The sequence below is a fragment of the Streptomyces sp. NBC_00631 genome (genome assembly GCF_045206895.1).
Classification (GTDB): domain Bacteria; phylum Actinomycetota; class Actinomycetes; order Streptomycetales; family Streptomycetaceae; genus Streptomyces.
Genome location: NZ_CP107734.1, coordinates 640,489 through 654,931, shown reverse-complemented (window position 1 = coordinate 654,931; position 14,443 = coordinate 640,489). Strand labels below are relative to the sequence as shown.

The following is a 14,443-nucleotide window of genomic DNA, read 5'->3' as shown; positions in this document are numbered from 1 at the left end:
CGAGGCTTGGACGAACCAAAATGCGGTGGACGGACGGGCGTCGGGTGCGTAACGTCCGTGGGGCCGTGCTGATCCGCGAGGAGGTGAGACCCATGAACGCTGTACCCGAGTGGGTGCTCCCTCGCTCCGTCACGGTCGGGCGATTGACGTAGGTGTCGCCGGGAGCGCCTGAACGCCAAGGCCATCCCGAAAGGCAACAACCCATGCATTCCGTGCAGTTCACCGCCGAGACGACGTCGGACGGCGTCGTCGAACGCGATTTCACCGTGGGTGACATCCCCGGTGTGCTCTGGTCGCCCGCGTCCGCGTCCGAGCGCGCCCCCCTGGTCCTGATGGGCCACGGCGGCGGCACCCACAAGAAGTGGCCGGCGATGCCCGGCCGCGCGCACCGACTGGTGCACGGCGGCGGTTTCCACGTCGCCTGCATCGACTCGCCCGGCCACGGCGACCGGCCGCGCACCGAGCACGACCAGCAGGAGATCGCCGCGCTCTACCGGGCACGGGAGGCGGGCGAGCCCGAAGGCCCGATCGTGGTCCGCTACAACGCCCACCTCGCGGAGCGCGCCGTACCCGAGTGGCAGGCGACCCTGGACGCGCTCCAGGCCCTTCCCGAGATCGGCGCCGACGGACCGGTGGGCTACTACGGCCTCAACATGGGCACCGCGATCGGGGTGCCGCTGACGGCGGCCGACCCCAGGATCACCGCCGCGGTCCTCGGCCTGCACTGGCCCGACGCCCTGGCCGCGTCGGCACGGCGGATCACCGTCCCGGTCCAGTTCCATCTCCAGTGGGACGACGAACACATCCCTCGCGAGGCCGGTCTCGCGTTGTTCGACGCCTTCGCCTCCCCGGAGAAGACCCTGCACGCCAACGCGGGCAGGCACAAGGAACACCCCAGGTTCGAGGCGGACAGCGCGGCCCGGTTCTTCGTCCGGCACCTCACCCGGTCCGTGCCGGCACCGGCCCTGAGCTGAGCTGACGACCACCGGCGCCCGGCAGCCTGCCGGGCGCCGGTTCCCACGCCCTCGGCGGCGCCGCCCCGGGCACGGCAGGGCGACACACAGTAGGGCTGACCCCCGGACGTGACAACCGGCTTGCCGGATGGTGACGGCCGAGCCCGTCCACGAAGCTGAGCGGAGTCGCTGAACCCGCGCGATCCGCGCCGTCCGCGCAGTCAAGGAGGCCCTCCCTTGCTCACCCGCCGCACCGCCCTGCTGTCGGCCGTCGCCGCCGCCACCCTGCCCGCCGTCTCCGCGCGTACCGCGTCGGCCGCGCAGCGCACGGCAGGGCAGGTGCGGCTGACCCTGCCCCCGCCCAGCGGTCCGTGTCCGGTGGGGACGGTCTCCCTGCGGCTGGTCGACACCTCACGCGCCGATCCCTGGAAGACCGCACAGCGGGACCGGGAGCTGATGATCAGCGTCCGCTATCCGGCGCGGGACACCGGTCGCCACCCGAGGGCACCGCAGATGCTGCCCGGGGAGGCCGCCGGCTTCGCCGCCGTCAACAACCTCGCCGGCGTGCCCGCCGACAAGGTCGACTGGGCCGCCACCCGCACCCACGCGCACCAGGGCGCCCCGGTCGACCGGGACCGCGGCCCGTACCCTCTCGTCTGTTACTCACCCGGTACCGGCGACCCGCGTTCCCTCGGCACCACCCTCTGCGACGACCTCGCCTCCCGCGGCTACGTCGTGGTGATGCTCGACCACACCTACGACGCCACGGCCGTCCAGTTCCCCGGCGGCCGCGTCGAACGCACCGTGCTGCCCGCGGAGTACGACAAGGCCTACCCCGACAAGAAGCGCATCGCGGCCCTCCTGAAGAAGACGGTCGGCGTACGGGTGGCCGACACCCGCTTCCTGCTCGGCGCACTGCCCCGGGCGCTGCCCCCGGAGCTGCGCGGCACGACGGACTGGGACCGTATCGGCATGTTCGGCCACTCGGCCGGAGGCTTCACCGCCCTCCAGACGATGCACGACGACCGGCGCATCGCGGCCGGAGCCAACCTGGACGGCGTGCTCGCGTACGTCCAGGACGACGGCGACCGCGGCCACCTCTCCACCGCCGCCGCCGACGGACTCGACCGCCCCTTCCTGCTGATCGGCAAGGACGGCAACGACCTGAGCACGGTCCCGTCCTGGAACTCCTTGTGGCGCCACAGCCGCGGCCCGCGCGAGGGCCTGACCCTGAGCGGCGCCGAACACGCCACGTTCACCGACGAGGAGGCGATGATCCCGCAGCTCGCCCGTCGGCTCGGGTTGCCCCGTACGACGGTCGTGGAGAACATCGGCACCATCGTCCCCGCCCGCGCGATCCCCGCCGAACGGGCCTGCCTCGCCTCCTTCTTCGACCGCCGGCTGCGCGGCCGGAAGGCAGCAGACCTGCCGGCCCGTGCGCCGGAGGTGCGTCCCTTCACCCGGTGAGGGGCCGCCAGTCCGCCGCCCCCGCCCCGCCGGTGTCAGTGCGGGAGCCAGGACAGACCGTCCTCGGTGACCCCGAGCCGGCCGGCGGAGGCAGGCGGTGCGGCCGGGGCGCCGTCCAGCGGGGCGCCGTACAGGGCCCGCTCCTGGAGGCCGTTGCCGGTGCGGAAGGTCTCGGCGACGACCCGGGTGGCCAGGAGCGGGTTCGTGCGGTCGTCGGCCGTGGCCAACCGGCCCACCGCGCCCTCCAGTTCGGCCGCCGCCGTGCTCCACCGGACGCCGAGCCCGCCGGCGCCGGGTATCCCGGTGTCGCCCGACGCCACGCCCCCGGCCAGCTCGGCGAAGGCGGCGGCCTCACCGACGTCCACCTGGGTGATCTTCTTCGCCGACCAGAAGTCCGAGTCCTCGTCCCGCTCCATGTCGTAGAACGCGACGAGGAACTCGTAGAACACCCCGTACTCGCGGCGGTAGCGCGCCTCGAACTCGGCGAAGCCGCGCTCCTCGGGCACACTGCCCTCCAGGGCCGCGTTCACCGCGCGGGCCGCCAGCAGGGCGCCGTAGGTGGCCAGATGGACGCCGGAGGAGAGCACGGGGTCCACGAAGCAGGCCGCATCGCCGGCCAGCGCCATGCCCGGGATCCACAGGGACGTCTTCCAGTACGAGTAGTCCTTGCGCACCCGGACCCGGTCGTACGGCGGCTCGGTCGCGACCGGTACGTCCCTCAGCAGGCCGTCGACCTCGGGGCAGGCCTTGATCATGTCCTGCCACGCGGCGCGCGGATCGTGCTGGACGGCCGCGTAGTGCTCCGGCGCGATCACGGCACCGACGCTGGTCAGGTCGGGGCGGAGCGGGATGTACCAGAGCCAGCCGGCGTCGAACGCGGCGCAGAAGATGTTGCCGTCGTTCGGCGCGGGCAGCCGGCGGCCGCCCGCGTAGTAGCCGAACACCGCGAGGTTGCGGAAGAAGTCCGAGTACACCCGCGCCCCGCCCACCCGGGCGTGGATCCGGCTGCTGTTGCCGGACGCGTCGATGACGAACCGGGCGTGCGCGGTGCGCGGGGAGCCGTCCCGGCCGGTGTACTCGACACCGCGCACCCGCTCGCCCTCGGCGAGCACCCGGCGTACGGGACTGCCCTCACGTACCTCGGCGCCGAAGCGTTCGGCGTTGCGCAGCAGGATCTCGTCGAACCGGGAGCGCTCCACCTGGAAGGCGGTCGCGGTGGGTTCCGGCAGCCGGGGGGTCGTCGCGAAGGAGAACTGCCAGGGCTCCGGGTCCCGGCCCCAGCGCAGGGTCCCGCCGCGCTTGAGGGTGAAACCGGCCGCCGCGACCTCGTCGGCGACGCCGAGCAGGCGGCACAGACCGTGGACGGTGGCGGGCAGCAGCGACTCGCCGATCTGGTAACGGGGAAAGGTCTCCCGCTCCAGCAGAAGCACCCGGTGCCCACGCCGGGCCACGGCCGTCGCGGCGGTCGAGCCGGCCGGCCCGCCACCGACGACGATCAGGTCGTACTCGCCGTGCTCGGCGTGCTCCGAGTCTCTCTCGGGTGGTGCGGTCATCAGGGAGCTCCTCTTCAGAACGAGCAAGCCGGGAGGGTCACTTGGGCAGCCAGGCGCGGATCGCCGTGGCCGTGCCGGCGGCGTCCTGGTGGAGCAGGGAGTAGTGGTCGCCGGGCACGTCCACGCCGTCGTGCGGCAGCGGCCAGTGCGGCCGCCAGTCGTCGCCGGGTGCGATGCGCAGCATGTCGGCGGTGGGCCGGCCGCGCAGCAACAGGGCCGGGACCGGGGACGGTTCGGGCCGCCAGCTCTCCATCACACGGACGTACCCGCCTCCGACGAGCAGCAGGGAGTCGTCCAGCCGGTCGGCCGTCTCGGAGTCGAGCGCGGCACCCGCGGCCATCAGCGCCTGCCCGCGCGCGTCACCACGGCGCAGCACCCCGGCATGGGTGTCGACCAGGACCACTCCGGCCGGCGGCCGTCCGTCCGCCGCCAGTTGCCGGGCCACGGCATGGGCGATCGCCCCGCCCGCGCAGTAGCCGACCAGGACGGGCGCCGCTTCCAAGGGCAGCGAGCGCACGGTGTCGGTGTGCGCCCGCACCAGCGTCGCCACGCTGTCCGGAACGGCCCGCCGGGTGCCTAGACCCGGATGCTCCAGCACGTACAGATCCCGCTCGCCGTCGAACTGCCGGGCCAGACCGGTGGGCAGACGCAGGTGCGGTGTCAGGTAGTCGGGGAGGTAGACCAGCGGGGTGCCGTCGCCGTCGGCGAGCTGGAGCGGCGGGACGGTGTGACGGGCCCGCTCCCGGTCGGAGAAGACCGGAAGGGCGTACGACGCGAGGAAACGCAGCGCCATCGCCTCCCTCGGCCCCTGCTCCCGCAGGACGCGGTGGTAGAGCGGGCCGAACCGGTAGGGGGAGTGGGGGAGTTGTGCCGGTGAGACGGCTGTGGGCGCGGGCTCGGGCGCGGGTGCGGCCTCGGGCTCGGGCTCCGGCCGGGGCTGCCGAGGACCGTCGGCCCGCTCCGTTTCCGTGCCCGGCAGTGCGTCCGGGGCGTGGAGAACCTCGTGGACGTGTGCCGTCAGCTCGGGCAGTGTCGGGTACTCCAGCACGACGGTGGGTGACAGCCGGACCTGGCTGAACGCGCTGAGGCGGTTGCGGACCTGCACCGCGGAGAGGGAGTCGAAGCCGAGCTCGTCGAAGGAGCGGTCGGCGGGGAGGTCGGACGGGTCCGGGAAGCCCAGCACCGCCGCGATCTCGGCGCCGATCAGCTGGGCCAGCAGCGGCAGGCGTTCGGACGGCGGGACGGCGGCGAGCCGCTCGCGCCAGGCGCCGGGCGTCCGCGCGACGTCGTCCAGGCGTGTCGCGTCGACCGCGGCCGGGCCGCGGGGCACCAGGTCGGCGAGGACGGCCGGCGTGTCGGGCCGCGGGGCGGCCCGCAGGTCCAGCGGCACCGGTACCAGGACCGGTTCCGGACGGCGCAGCGCGGCATCGAGGAGGGCGATGCCCTCCGGCTCGTCGACGGGCAGCACCCCGCCCTCGCGCAGCCGGTCCGGCGCCACCCGGCCCGCCATGCCCTCCGCACCCACCGTGGACCACGGCCCCCACGCCAGCGACTGCGCGGGAAGTCCGAGGGCCACCCGGTACCGGGCGAGCGCGTCCAGGAACCCGTTGGCGGCGGCGTAGTTCGACTGGCCCGGCCTGCCGAGCACGCCCGCGGCCGAGGAGTAGAGCACGAAGGCGGCCAGGTCGAGGCCCCGCGTCGCCTCGTGCAGGTGCCAGGCACCGTCCGCCTTCGGCGCGAGCACGGCCGCGAGCCGCTCGGGCGTCATGGCGTCCGTCACCCCGTCGTCCACCACCCCGGCCAGGTGGAAGACCGCGGTGAGCTCCGGCCTACAGGACGCGACCAGCGCCTCCACCGACGCCCGGTCGCTCACGTCGCACGCCACCACGCGTACGTCGGCGGCCAGTTCCCCCGCCCAGTCCGGGATCTTTCCGCCGCGGGAGGACAGCAGCAGATGCCGGACCCCGCGTTCGGCGACCAGGTACCGGGCCAGGCTCGCCCCCAGCGCGCCGGTGCCGCCGGTGACGAGGACGGTCCCCTCCGGATCCAGCGTGGCGGGCTCGGCGGCCGGCGGATCGGCGAGGACCAGCCGGGGAGCCATGACGACACCGTCGCGCAGGGCGAGTTCCGGCTCGCCGGAGCGCAGCGCCGCCGCCACGGCCGCCATGGTGGCCGCGGCGCCCTGCCGGTCGACCAGCACGATCCGGCCGGGATGCTCCGAACCGGCGCTGCGGACGAACCCGGCGACGGCGGCCTCGGCCAGGTCGGGGGCGTCGCCGGTGGCGTTACCGGTGAGGATCAGCAGCCGGCCCGGCCGGGCGCCCGCGGTCCAGTCGCGCACCCGCTCCAGCACGGCGGCCAGCAGCTCCCGTACCCGGTCGGGCACGGCGGTGTCCGGGGGCAGGGCGGCGGCCAGCCGTGCCACATCGAACACCTCGTCCTCGGGGCTCGCGGCGCCCGACGGACTGCCGATCCCAGGCGGCCTCGGGGTGTCGGTCGGACTCGCGGTGTCGGCCGGCGGCGCCGGCCGCCAGGTGAGGCGGTATGTCTCGGCCGGCGGCCGGGCGGCCGGGATCGGCCGGGTGACCACGGACTCCACCGCCGCCACCGGCAGCCCGGCCCCGTCGGTGAGGGTGACGCCGAACTCGTCCGGGCCGAGCCGTCGCACCACCGCTCGCGCGGCGGCGACACCGGTCGCGTACACCGTCACTCCGGCACAGGCGACCGGTGCCTTCGGCTCGCCCCGCTCCTCGGCCAGCAGCGCCGCGTGCAGTGCCGCGTCGAACAGGGCCGGGTGCAGGGTGTACGACCGCGCGGTCGCCGCTTCCCCCGGCGGCAGCGCCAGTTCCGCGAAGGTCTCGTCGTCGCGGCGCCACAACGCGGTCACCGCGCGGAAGGCGGGCCCGTAGCGATGGCCGTGGCCGGCCAGGCGCTCGTAGTCGACGGCGATCCGCTCCGCACCCACCGGCGGCCAAGCGCCGGTCGTGTCCCCGGGCGGCGCCCCGACCCCGCCGGTCGTCGCCGTGGCGTGCCGGGTCCACGGCTCGGACGTGCCCGCCCGCCGGCCCCAGACGGTGACCGGCCGCCCGCCCGCCCCGTCCGGCGCCCCGGCCACCACCTGCACCTGCGCCCCCTGCCCCGCGGCGAGGACGAGCGGCGCGTGGAGCGCGAGTTCGGTCAGCCGGACCGGCCCGGCACAGCCGCCGCCGCGGGCCGCCAGCTCGGCGAAGAGGGTCGCGGGCACCACCACCCGGCCGCCGATCACGTGATCGGCCAGCCAGGGATGGGAGTCGAGGGACAGATCGGCGGTGTGCCGGATCCCGGGCCCGTCGGCATCCGGCACCGGCTCGCCCACCAGGGGATGACCGGACCCGCTCCGGCGCCGGACGGCGTCCAGCCAGTAGCGCCGGCGCCGGAAGGGGTGGGTGGGCAGCGGGCGCCGCCGGGCACCGGAGTCCGCGTACACCGCCCGCCAGTCCACCCCGACCCCGTGCACATGCAACGCGGCCAGCGCCTCGGCCGTCGTCCGGGCGTCGCCGCACGACGCGAACACCGCGCCCGCGTCCGGCCGCACGCTCTCCTCCGCCGCCACACCGAGGGTGGGGGAGGGCCCGGCCTCGACGAAGGCCGTGACGCCCTCGGCGGCGAGCGCGCTCATCGCGTCGGCGAACCGGACGGTCTCGCGGGCCTGCCGCACCCAGTGCTCGGCGGTGCCGAGCGCGGCCGCCTCGGGGCGTCCGGTGAGCGTGGACACGACCGGAGCGGACGGCCGCCGGTAGGTGACCGACTCGGCGACCGCACGGTACTCGGCCAGTACCGGGTCCAGCAGCGGCGAGTGGAAGGCGTGGCTGACCCGCAGTCGGCGCCGCGGCCGTCCGACGGCGGCGGCCAGCGCCGTCACCGCGTCCTCGGGCCCGGAGAGCACGACCGACTCAGGCCCGTTGACCGCCGCGACCGACACGGTCCGCCCGGGAACCCCGTCGAGCAGAGGCGTCACCTCGGCCAGTGGCGCCCGGACCGCGATCATCGCGCCACCGGCGGGCAGGGCCGCCATCAGCCTGCCGCGCGCGGCGACCAGCCGTATCGCGTCGGCACGGGAGAACACCCCGGCGACATGGGCGGCGGCCAGTTCGCCGATCGAGTGCCCGACCAGCCGGTCCGGGCGCACGCCGAAGCCGGCGAGGAGGGCGTGCAGGGCCACCGCGTAGGCGAAGAGCGCCGGTTGCGCGTACTCGGTGCGGTCGACCAGGCCCGGGTCGTCGATCGCCTCCAGCAGGGGGCGGTCGAGCCAGGGGGTGAACTCCTCGCACACGTGCGTGAACGCCGTGTCGAAGGCGGGAAAGGCCGCCCGCAGGTCGCGGCCCATCCCGGGGAGCTGGGCTCCCTGCCCGGGGAAGAGGAGCGCCACCTTCGGGTGCGGGCGCGCGGTGCCCCGCAGCACGCTCGGACCGTCGACGCCGGCGGCCAGGTCGCGCACGCCGGCGAGCAGGCCCTCGGCGTCCGGGGCCAGGACGGCCGCCCGGTGCGACAGCGGCGCCCGCGTCGTGGCCAGCGAGAACGCGACATCCTGGGCGTCCGCGTCCTCCCGTACGTCGGCCAGTTCGGCCGCCAGTCTCGCGGCATGGGCGCGCAGCCCGGCGGCGTCACCCCCGCCGACCAGCCACGGCAGGAGCGGCAGCCGACGGGACGACGGCGCGCCCGAACCCGCGCCCAGCACCGGGCCGCCCGCCGCTGGGACCGCCGGTCCGACGGCCGCCGGGACCGTCGGTCCGCCCGGCGCTGGGATCGCCGGTCCGCCCGGCGCTGGGATCGCCGGTCCGCCCGGCGTTGGGATCGATGTGTCGCCCCCAGCCGGGACCGTCGGTCCGACCGCCGTCGGGATCGCCGTGTCGCCCGCCGCTGGGATCGCCGGTCCGACGGCCGTCGGGATCGCCGTGTGGCCCGCCGCTGGGATCGCCGGTCCGACGGCCGTCGGGATCGCCGTGTCGACCAACGCTGGGACCGTCGGTCCGCCCGCCGCTGGGAGCGCCGTGTCGCCCGCCGCCGGGACCACCGCGCCGACCGCTGCTGGGACCGTCGTGTCGGCCACCGCGCCGTCCGCCGTCGGGACCGCCGCGCCGCCCCACGTGGCGACCGTTGTCGCGGCCGGCCCGTCGGCCTCCGTCGGCTCTTCGATGATCACGTGGGCGTTCGTGCCTCCGATGCCGAACGACGAGACCGCCGCCCGGCGCGGGCGGTCGCGGCGCGGCCAGGGGCGGGCCCGGTCGAGCAGCCGTACCGCACCGCCGGACCAGTCGACGTGCGGCGACGGCCGCTCCGCGTACAGCGAGGCGGGCAGTTCGTCGTGGCGCATCGCCTCGATCATCTTGATCAGGCCCGCCACCCCCGACGCGGCCTGGGTGTGCCCCAGGTTCGACTTCACCGAGCCCAGCCACACCGGGTCGGCCGGATCACGCCGCTGTCCGTAGGTCGCCAGCAGGGCACCCGCCTCGATCGGATCGCCGAGCGCGGTACCCGTGCCGTGTCCCTCGACCGCGTCGACGTCGGACCCGTCCAGCCCCGCGTCGGCCAGCGCCCGCCGGATCAGTTCCCGCTGTGCCTCGCCGTTCGGGGCGGTCAGGCCGTTGGACGCGCCGTCCGAGTTGACGGCGGAACCACGCAGCACCGCCAGCACCGGATGGCCGTTGCGGCGGGCGTCCGAGAGCCGCTCCAGCAGCACCAGGCCGACGCCCTCGGCCCAGGCGGTGCCGTCCGCTCCCGCGGCGAACGACCGGCAGCGCCCGTCCGGCGACAGCCCGCGCAGCCGGCTGAACACGACGAACGGCCCCGGATTCGACAGCACCGTCACCCCGCCCGCGAGAGCCAGCGAACACTCCCCGGCCCGCAGCGACCGGGCCGCCAGGTCCAGCGCGACCAGCGAGGACGAACACGCAGTGTCCAGGGTCAGCGCCGGACCACGCAGCCCCAGGACGTAGGCGATCCGGCCGGACGCCACACTGGGCGACGAGCCGATGCCGAGCTGGGCCTCCAGCTCGTGCGGCGACCGTCCGCCGCCGTACCCGCCGGCGTGCATCAGGCCCACGAACACCCCGGTGTCGGTGCCGCGCAGTTCCGGCGCCGGGACGCCGGCCCGTTCGAAGGTCTCCCAGGCGACCTCCAGCAGCAGCCGCTGCTGGGGATCGGTGGCCAGCGCCTCGCGCGGCGACATGCCGAAGAACAGTGGGTCGAAGTCCGCGATCCCGTCGAGGAACCCGCCGCGGCGGGTGTACGTCGTCCCGGGGCGGTCGGGGTCGGGATCGTGCAGCGACGCGAGATCCCAGCCCCGGTCGGTGGGGAACTCGCCGGTGGCGTCGCGCCCTTCGGCCACCAGCCGCCAGAGGTCCTCGGGCGAGCTCACCCCGCCCGGAAAACGGCAGCCGACCGCCACTATCGCCACCGGCTCGGCCTCCGGACCGCGAACGGCCGCCCTCGCGTCCGAAGCGGGACGGCCCGCTGTCCCGTCGGCCGCAAGCCCTGGCGTCCTGTCCGCCGCGAGCCCTTCCGTCCTGTGCAGCAGGGCGTCCAGGTGGGCCGCGACCGCGGTCGGGCTCGGGTGGTCCCAGACCAGCGTCGCGGGCAGCCGCAGCCCGGTGCGGGTGCCGAGCCGGTGCCACAGGGTCATGGCGTCCATCGACGTCAGGCCGAGATCGGCGAACGCCGTGCCCGGATCGGCGGCCGTCCCCCGGATCGCCGCCGTCTCCGCGCACACCAGGTCGGTCAGCGCGGCCCGCCGCTCGCCGGGCGTCCGGCCGGCCAGCTCGGCGAGGTCCGCATCGGTCGGCCGGTCGGCGAGCGCCCGGCGCAGCAGGGCCCGGCGCGGCTTGCCGCCCGCGGTGCGCGGCACCGCCGGGGTCAGCAGCACCTCCTCGGGCACCTTGTGCGCGGAGAGCACCGCGGCGCAGCCGCGCAGCAGCGGCGCCGGATCGAGGTCCGGGCGGTCCGGTACGACGAACGCCACCGGAACCTCACCGAGCAGGGGATGGGCCCTCCCGACCACGGCCGCGTCCCGCACCCCGGGCAGAGCGCACAGCACCCGCTCCACCTCGGCCGGGTCGACGTTCTCGCCGCCGCGGACGATACGGTCGCCGGCCCGGCCGGTGACGATCAGAAAACCGTGCTCGTCGAGCCGGCCCAGGTCTCCCGTGCGGTACCAGCCGTCGCGCAGCGCGGCGGCGGTCTCCTCGGGCCGCTCGTGGTAGCCGAGCATGACACCGGGGCCGCGGACCCAGATCTCGCCGTCCTCGTCGGCCGGCCCGGCGGGGGCGACCCGTACGTCCATGCCGGGCAGCGGCAGCCCGCTACTGCCGCGCACCCGGGGCCCGGTGGGCGACTCCACGGCGATCTTGCCGCAGGTCTCGGTACTGCCGTAGCCGTCCAGCAGCGGGGCGCCGAACCGCGCCTCGGCCTCCTCCCGCAGCTCCGGGTCGCTGGGGGCGCCGGCCGTGACGCACAGCCGCAGCGAGGGCACGGCACCCAGTCCGGCGTCCAGCAACTGCCGGTAGGTGAGCGGCACCCCGGCCAGGACGGTCGGCGCGTACTCGCCGACCAGCCGCACCAGGGCGGCCGGTTCCCGCGTCGTGGTGATCCGGGCGCTCGCCCCGGCCATGGTGGTGCCGAGGACGCAGAGCGAGTGGGCGTAGGTGTGGGAGAGGGGCAGCGGCCACAGGACGCGGTCCGCCGCCGACAGGCCGAGCGTGGGCAGATAGCAGGCGGCCGAGGACCACAGCGCGGACCGCTGGCTGGAGATCGCGGCCCTGCTGGTGCCGGAGGTCCCGGACGTGTAGAGCAGCCAGGCCGGCTCGTCCAGGCCGAGGTCGTCGGCAGGGGCGGAGGACGGGTTGGCGGCCAGTGCCTCCCAGGCGGTGACCCGGTCGGGCAGCGGTCCCTCGCCGGTGGCCAGCAGCCGGACGGGCCGTCCGGCCGTCAGCCGCGTGATCCGAGGCAGGTTGTGCCGGTCGGTGACCAGCACGGCCGGATCGCAGTCGGCCAGCAGCTCGGCGAGCTCGGCGTCCGTGGCGCGGGCACTCAGCGGCACCCCCACCGCGCCGGCCCGCACGGTGGCGAGCAGCCCTTCGACCAGCTCCACGCCGTCGCCCAGGCAGAAGGCCACCCGGGCGGTGCGGCCGACGCCCAGGCCGGCCGCCAGCCGGCCGGTCCTGCGCTCCAGCGCGGCCCAGCTCACCGCCCGCCGGTCGTCGGCGAAGGCGACTCTCCCGCCGTAGCGGACGGAGTTCTCGACGAGCAGCTCCGCAACGGGCCGTACGGCCGACGCCCTCGTCACTCCCACCAGGCCCCCCTTGGTCAACACCCTTGCGGATCATCCTCGTTGGCGAGCCTACGGCCGGCCGCCCCGCCGTCGTCCTCGGCACGCCGCCGGCGTCCCGGACCACCGGCGCGCCGCGTTCCTCGCGGGCCGGGCGTCGAAGCGCCGCCGGGGTTGCAGCGCCTGCCCGATCGGCGTTTTCTGGAAGTATCCGATGATGAAACAAGAGCGCCCAGGGTTACGGCACGGACCGAGGGCCCTGCCTCGACGTGTTTCTCCCGGCCAAAGCCTCGGTCCACGCGGTCCGTCCGCCGCCCGGCGTTCGACGCGGAGGTGAGCCAGGTGAAAGCCGTTGTCTACGAGAAGCCGTTCAGCGTCACGGTCAGGGACGTCGACGATCCACGGATCCAGCACCCGAACGACGTGCTGGTACGGGTCACATCGACCGCCATCTGCGGCTCCGACCTGCACATGTACGAGGGTCGTACGGCTGCCGAGTCGGGCATAGTCTTCGGGCACGAGAACCTCGGCATCGTCGAGGAGATCGGCTCGGGCGTGACCTCGCTGTCCGAGGGCGACCGGGTCGTCATGCCCTTCAACGTCGCCTGCGGCTTCTGCAAGAACTGTCTGGCAGGCAAGACCGGTTTCTGCCTCACGGTGAATCCGGGCTTCGCCGGCGGAGCCTACGGCTATGTGGCCATGGGCCCCTACAAGGGCGGGCAGGCAGAGCTGCTGCGTGTGCCGTTCGCCGACTTCAACTGCCTGAAGCTGCCGCCGGGCAACGAGTTCGAGACCGATTTCGTGCTGCTCGCCGACATCTTCCCGACCGGCTACCACGGCTGTGAGCTCGCCCAGGTGACACCCGGTGAGAGCGTCGCCGTCTTCGGAGCCGGACCGGTCGGGCTGATGGCCGCGTACTCCGCGTTGCTGCGCGGCGCGTCCAAGGTGTTCTCGGTCGACCGTGTGCCCGAGCGGCTCGCCAAGGCCGAGGAGATCGGCGCGATACCGATCGACTTCACCAGGGGCGACCCGGCCGAACAGATCAAGGAACAGACCGGAGGCGAGGGCACGGACAAGGGCGTCGACGCCGTCGGCTATCAGGCCCAGGCGCACGACGCGAGCCACGAGGAACCCGCCGTCGTCCTGAACGGCCTCGTCGAGACGGTACGGCCGACGGGCATGCTCGGCGTACCGGGCCTGTACGTCCCGTCCGACCCGGGCGGACCCGACGAGCACGCCAAGCACGGCCAGCTCCTGGTGTCCATCGGCCGCATGTTCGAGAAGGGGCAGCGGATGGGCACGGGTCAGTGCAACGTCAAGCAGTACAACCGCCAGTTGCGTGATCTGATCATCGCGGAGCGGGCCAAGCCCAGCTTCGTGGTCTCCCACGAACTGCCGCTGGAAGAGGCGCCGGGCGCCTACGAGAAGTTCGACCAGCGGATCGAGGGCTACACCAAGGTCGTCCTGCACCCCGGGCACGCTCTCGCGGCGTAGCACCGGCGACGACACGACACTGACACGCCGCGGCGGGCCGGCGGGTACCACTACGTGAAGGCGGTGATCGACTCGGCGGACCAGGGCGCACTCGCCCGGTCCGCCCGCTGCGGCACGTGCACGACCGTACAGCGGCCGGACGCGGCGAGCTGCCGCGGACGGCCGGCGGTCTCCTCGCCCCACACGTCGAATCCGAACGTCATCGAGGAGGCGCCGACGCGCTGGACGGTCGTCCACCTCCGAAGTCAATGCCGTCGTGAAAGGCGGATCCCGCGACGTCAGGGGGTCCGGACGGCGCCCCCGCAGGCCCGGTACCGGACGATCGCCCGCCGCAGCTCGGCCGGGTCGAAGTCCGGAGCGGCCTTGCCCTGCGCGTACCTGAGCACCTGTTCGGCGACGGTGCGCAGCTTGGTGTTGGTGTGCTGCGAGACGTCACGCAGCACCCGCCAGGCCTCTTCGGGAGCGATCCGGCCGCAGGCGACGACGGCGCCGATGGCCTGGTCGATGACGGCGTGCGACGTGACGGCCTGGTTCAGCTGGGCGTTCTCGGCCCGGAGCCGTTCGTGTTCCGCCGCCAGTTCGGTGGCCGACAGCAACCGCAGCGGCTGTGTGCGGGAGATCGCGAAGAAGGCCATGAATCGCCTCGTCGGGGGAGGGGGACCGGGGTCAGCTCT

At 74.8% G+C, this 14,443-nt stretch carries 7 protein-coding genes; 3 read left to right on the top strand and 4 right to left on the bottom strand.

What is annotated here, in order from left to right:
- The first annotated feature begins 203 nt into the window (after positions 1–203).
- Both OHB00_RS03270 and OHB00_RS03265 read left to right on the top strand, forming a co-directional pair.
- Positions 204–974, top strand: coding sequence for a dienelactone hydrolase family protein (locus tag OHB00_RS03270; protein WP_406430998.1), 771 nt, complete (start codon positions 204–206; stop codon positions 972–974).
- Positions 975–1,190: 216 nt separating this feature from the next.
- Positions 1,191–2,420, top strand: a complete 1,230-nt coding sequence (locus OHB00_RS03265) for an alpha/beta hydrolase family protein (protein WP_406430996.1) — start codon at positions 1,191–1,193, stop codon at positions 2,418–2,420.
- Between the two features lie 35 nt (positions 2,421–2,455).
- On the opposite strand, the gene OHB00_RS03260 is transcribed toward OHB00_RS03265, so the two are convergent.
- The gene (locus OHB00_RS03260) at positions 2,456–3,973 is read right to left on the bottom strand and encodes a tryptophan 7-halogenase (protein ID WP_406430994.1); all 1,518 of its coding nucleotides are present in this window, start codon (positions 3,971–3,973) and stop codon (positions 2,456–2,458) included.
- 37 nt (positions 3,974–4,010) lie between these two features.
- Positions 4,011–12,293, bottom strand: a complete 8,283-nt coding sequence (locus tag OHB00_RS03255) for an SDR family NAD(P)-dependent oxidoreductase (RefSeq protein ID WP_406445598.1) — start codon at positions 12,291–12,293, stop codon at positions 4,011–4,013.
- Positions 12,294–12,617: 324 nt separating this feature from the next.
- Between OHB00_RS03255 and OHB00_RS03250 the strand changes: the two genes are divergently transcribed.
- Positions 12,618–13,769 carry a glutathione-independent formaldehyde dehydrogenase gene (locus OHB00_RS03250; RefSeq protein WP_406430992.1) on the top strand — a complete coding sequence of 384 codons (1,152 nt, stop codon included), beginning with the start codon at positions 12,618–12,620 and terminating at the stop codon, positions 13,767–13,769.
- A 50-nt stretch (positions 13,770–13,819) separates the two neighbouring features.
- On the opposite strand, the gene OHB00_RS03245 is transcribed toward OHB00_RS03250, so the two are convergent.
- Positions 13,820–13,972: a hypothetical protein gene (locus OHB00_RS03245; RefSeq protein ID WP_406430990.1), complete on the bottom strand. Its 153-nt coding sequence runs from the start codon at positions 13,970–13,972 to the stop codon at positions 13,820–13,822.
- 75 nt (positions 13,973–14,047) lie between these two features.
- The gene (locus OHB00_RS03240) at positions 14,048–14,404 is read right to left on the bottom strand and encodes an ANTAR domain-containing protein (RefSeq protein WP_406430988.1); all 357 of its coding nucleotides are present in this window, start codon (positions 14,402–14,404) and stop codon (positions 14,048–14,050) included.
- Between the last annotated feature and the right edge of the window lie 39 nt (positions 14,405–14,443).

What these genes read in the sequence shown, in the direction of transcription:
- OHB00_RS03260 (WP_406430994.1), bottom strand. Translation starts at nt 3,973, where the DNA reads ATGACCGCACCACCCGAGAGAGACTCGGAGCACGCCGAGCACGGCGAG.
- OHB00_RS03245 (WP_406430990.1), bottom strand. Translation starts at nt 13,972, where the DNA reads ATGACGTTCGGATTCGACGTGTGGGGCGAGGAGACCGCCGGCCGTCCG.
- OHB00_RS03270 (WP_406430998.1), top strand. Translation starts at nt 204, where the DNA reads ATGCATTCCGTGCAGTTCACCGCCGAGACGACGTCGGACGGCGTCGTC.
- OHB00_RS03240 (WP_406430988.1), bottom strand. Translation starts at nt 14,404, where the DNA reads ATGGCCTTCTTCGCGATCTCCCGCACACAGCCGCTGCGGTTGCTGTCG.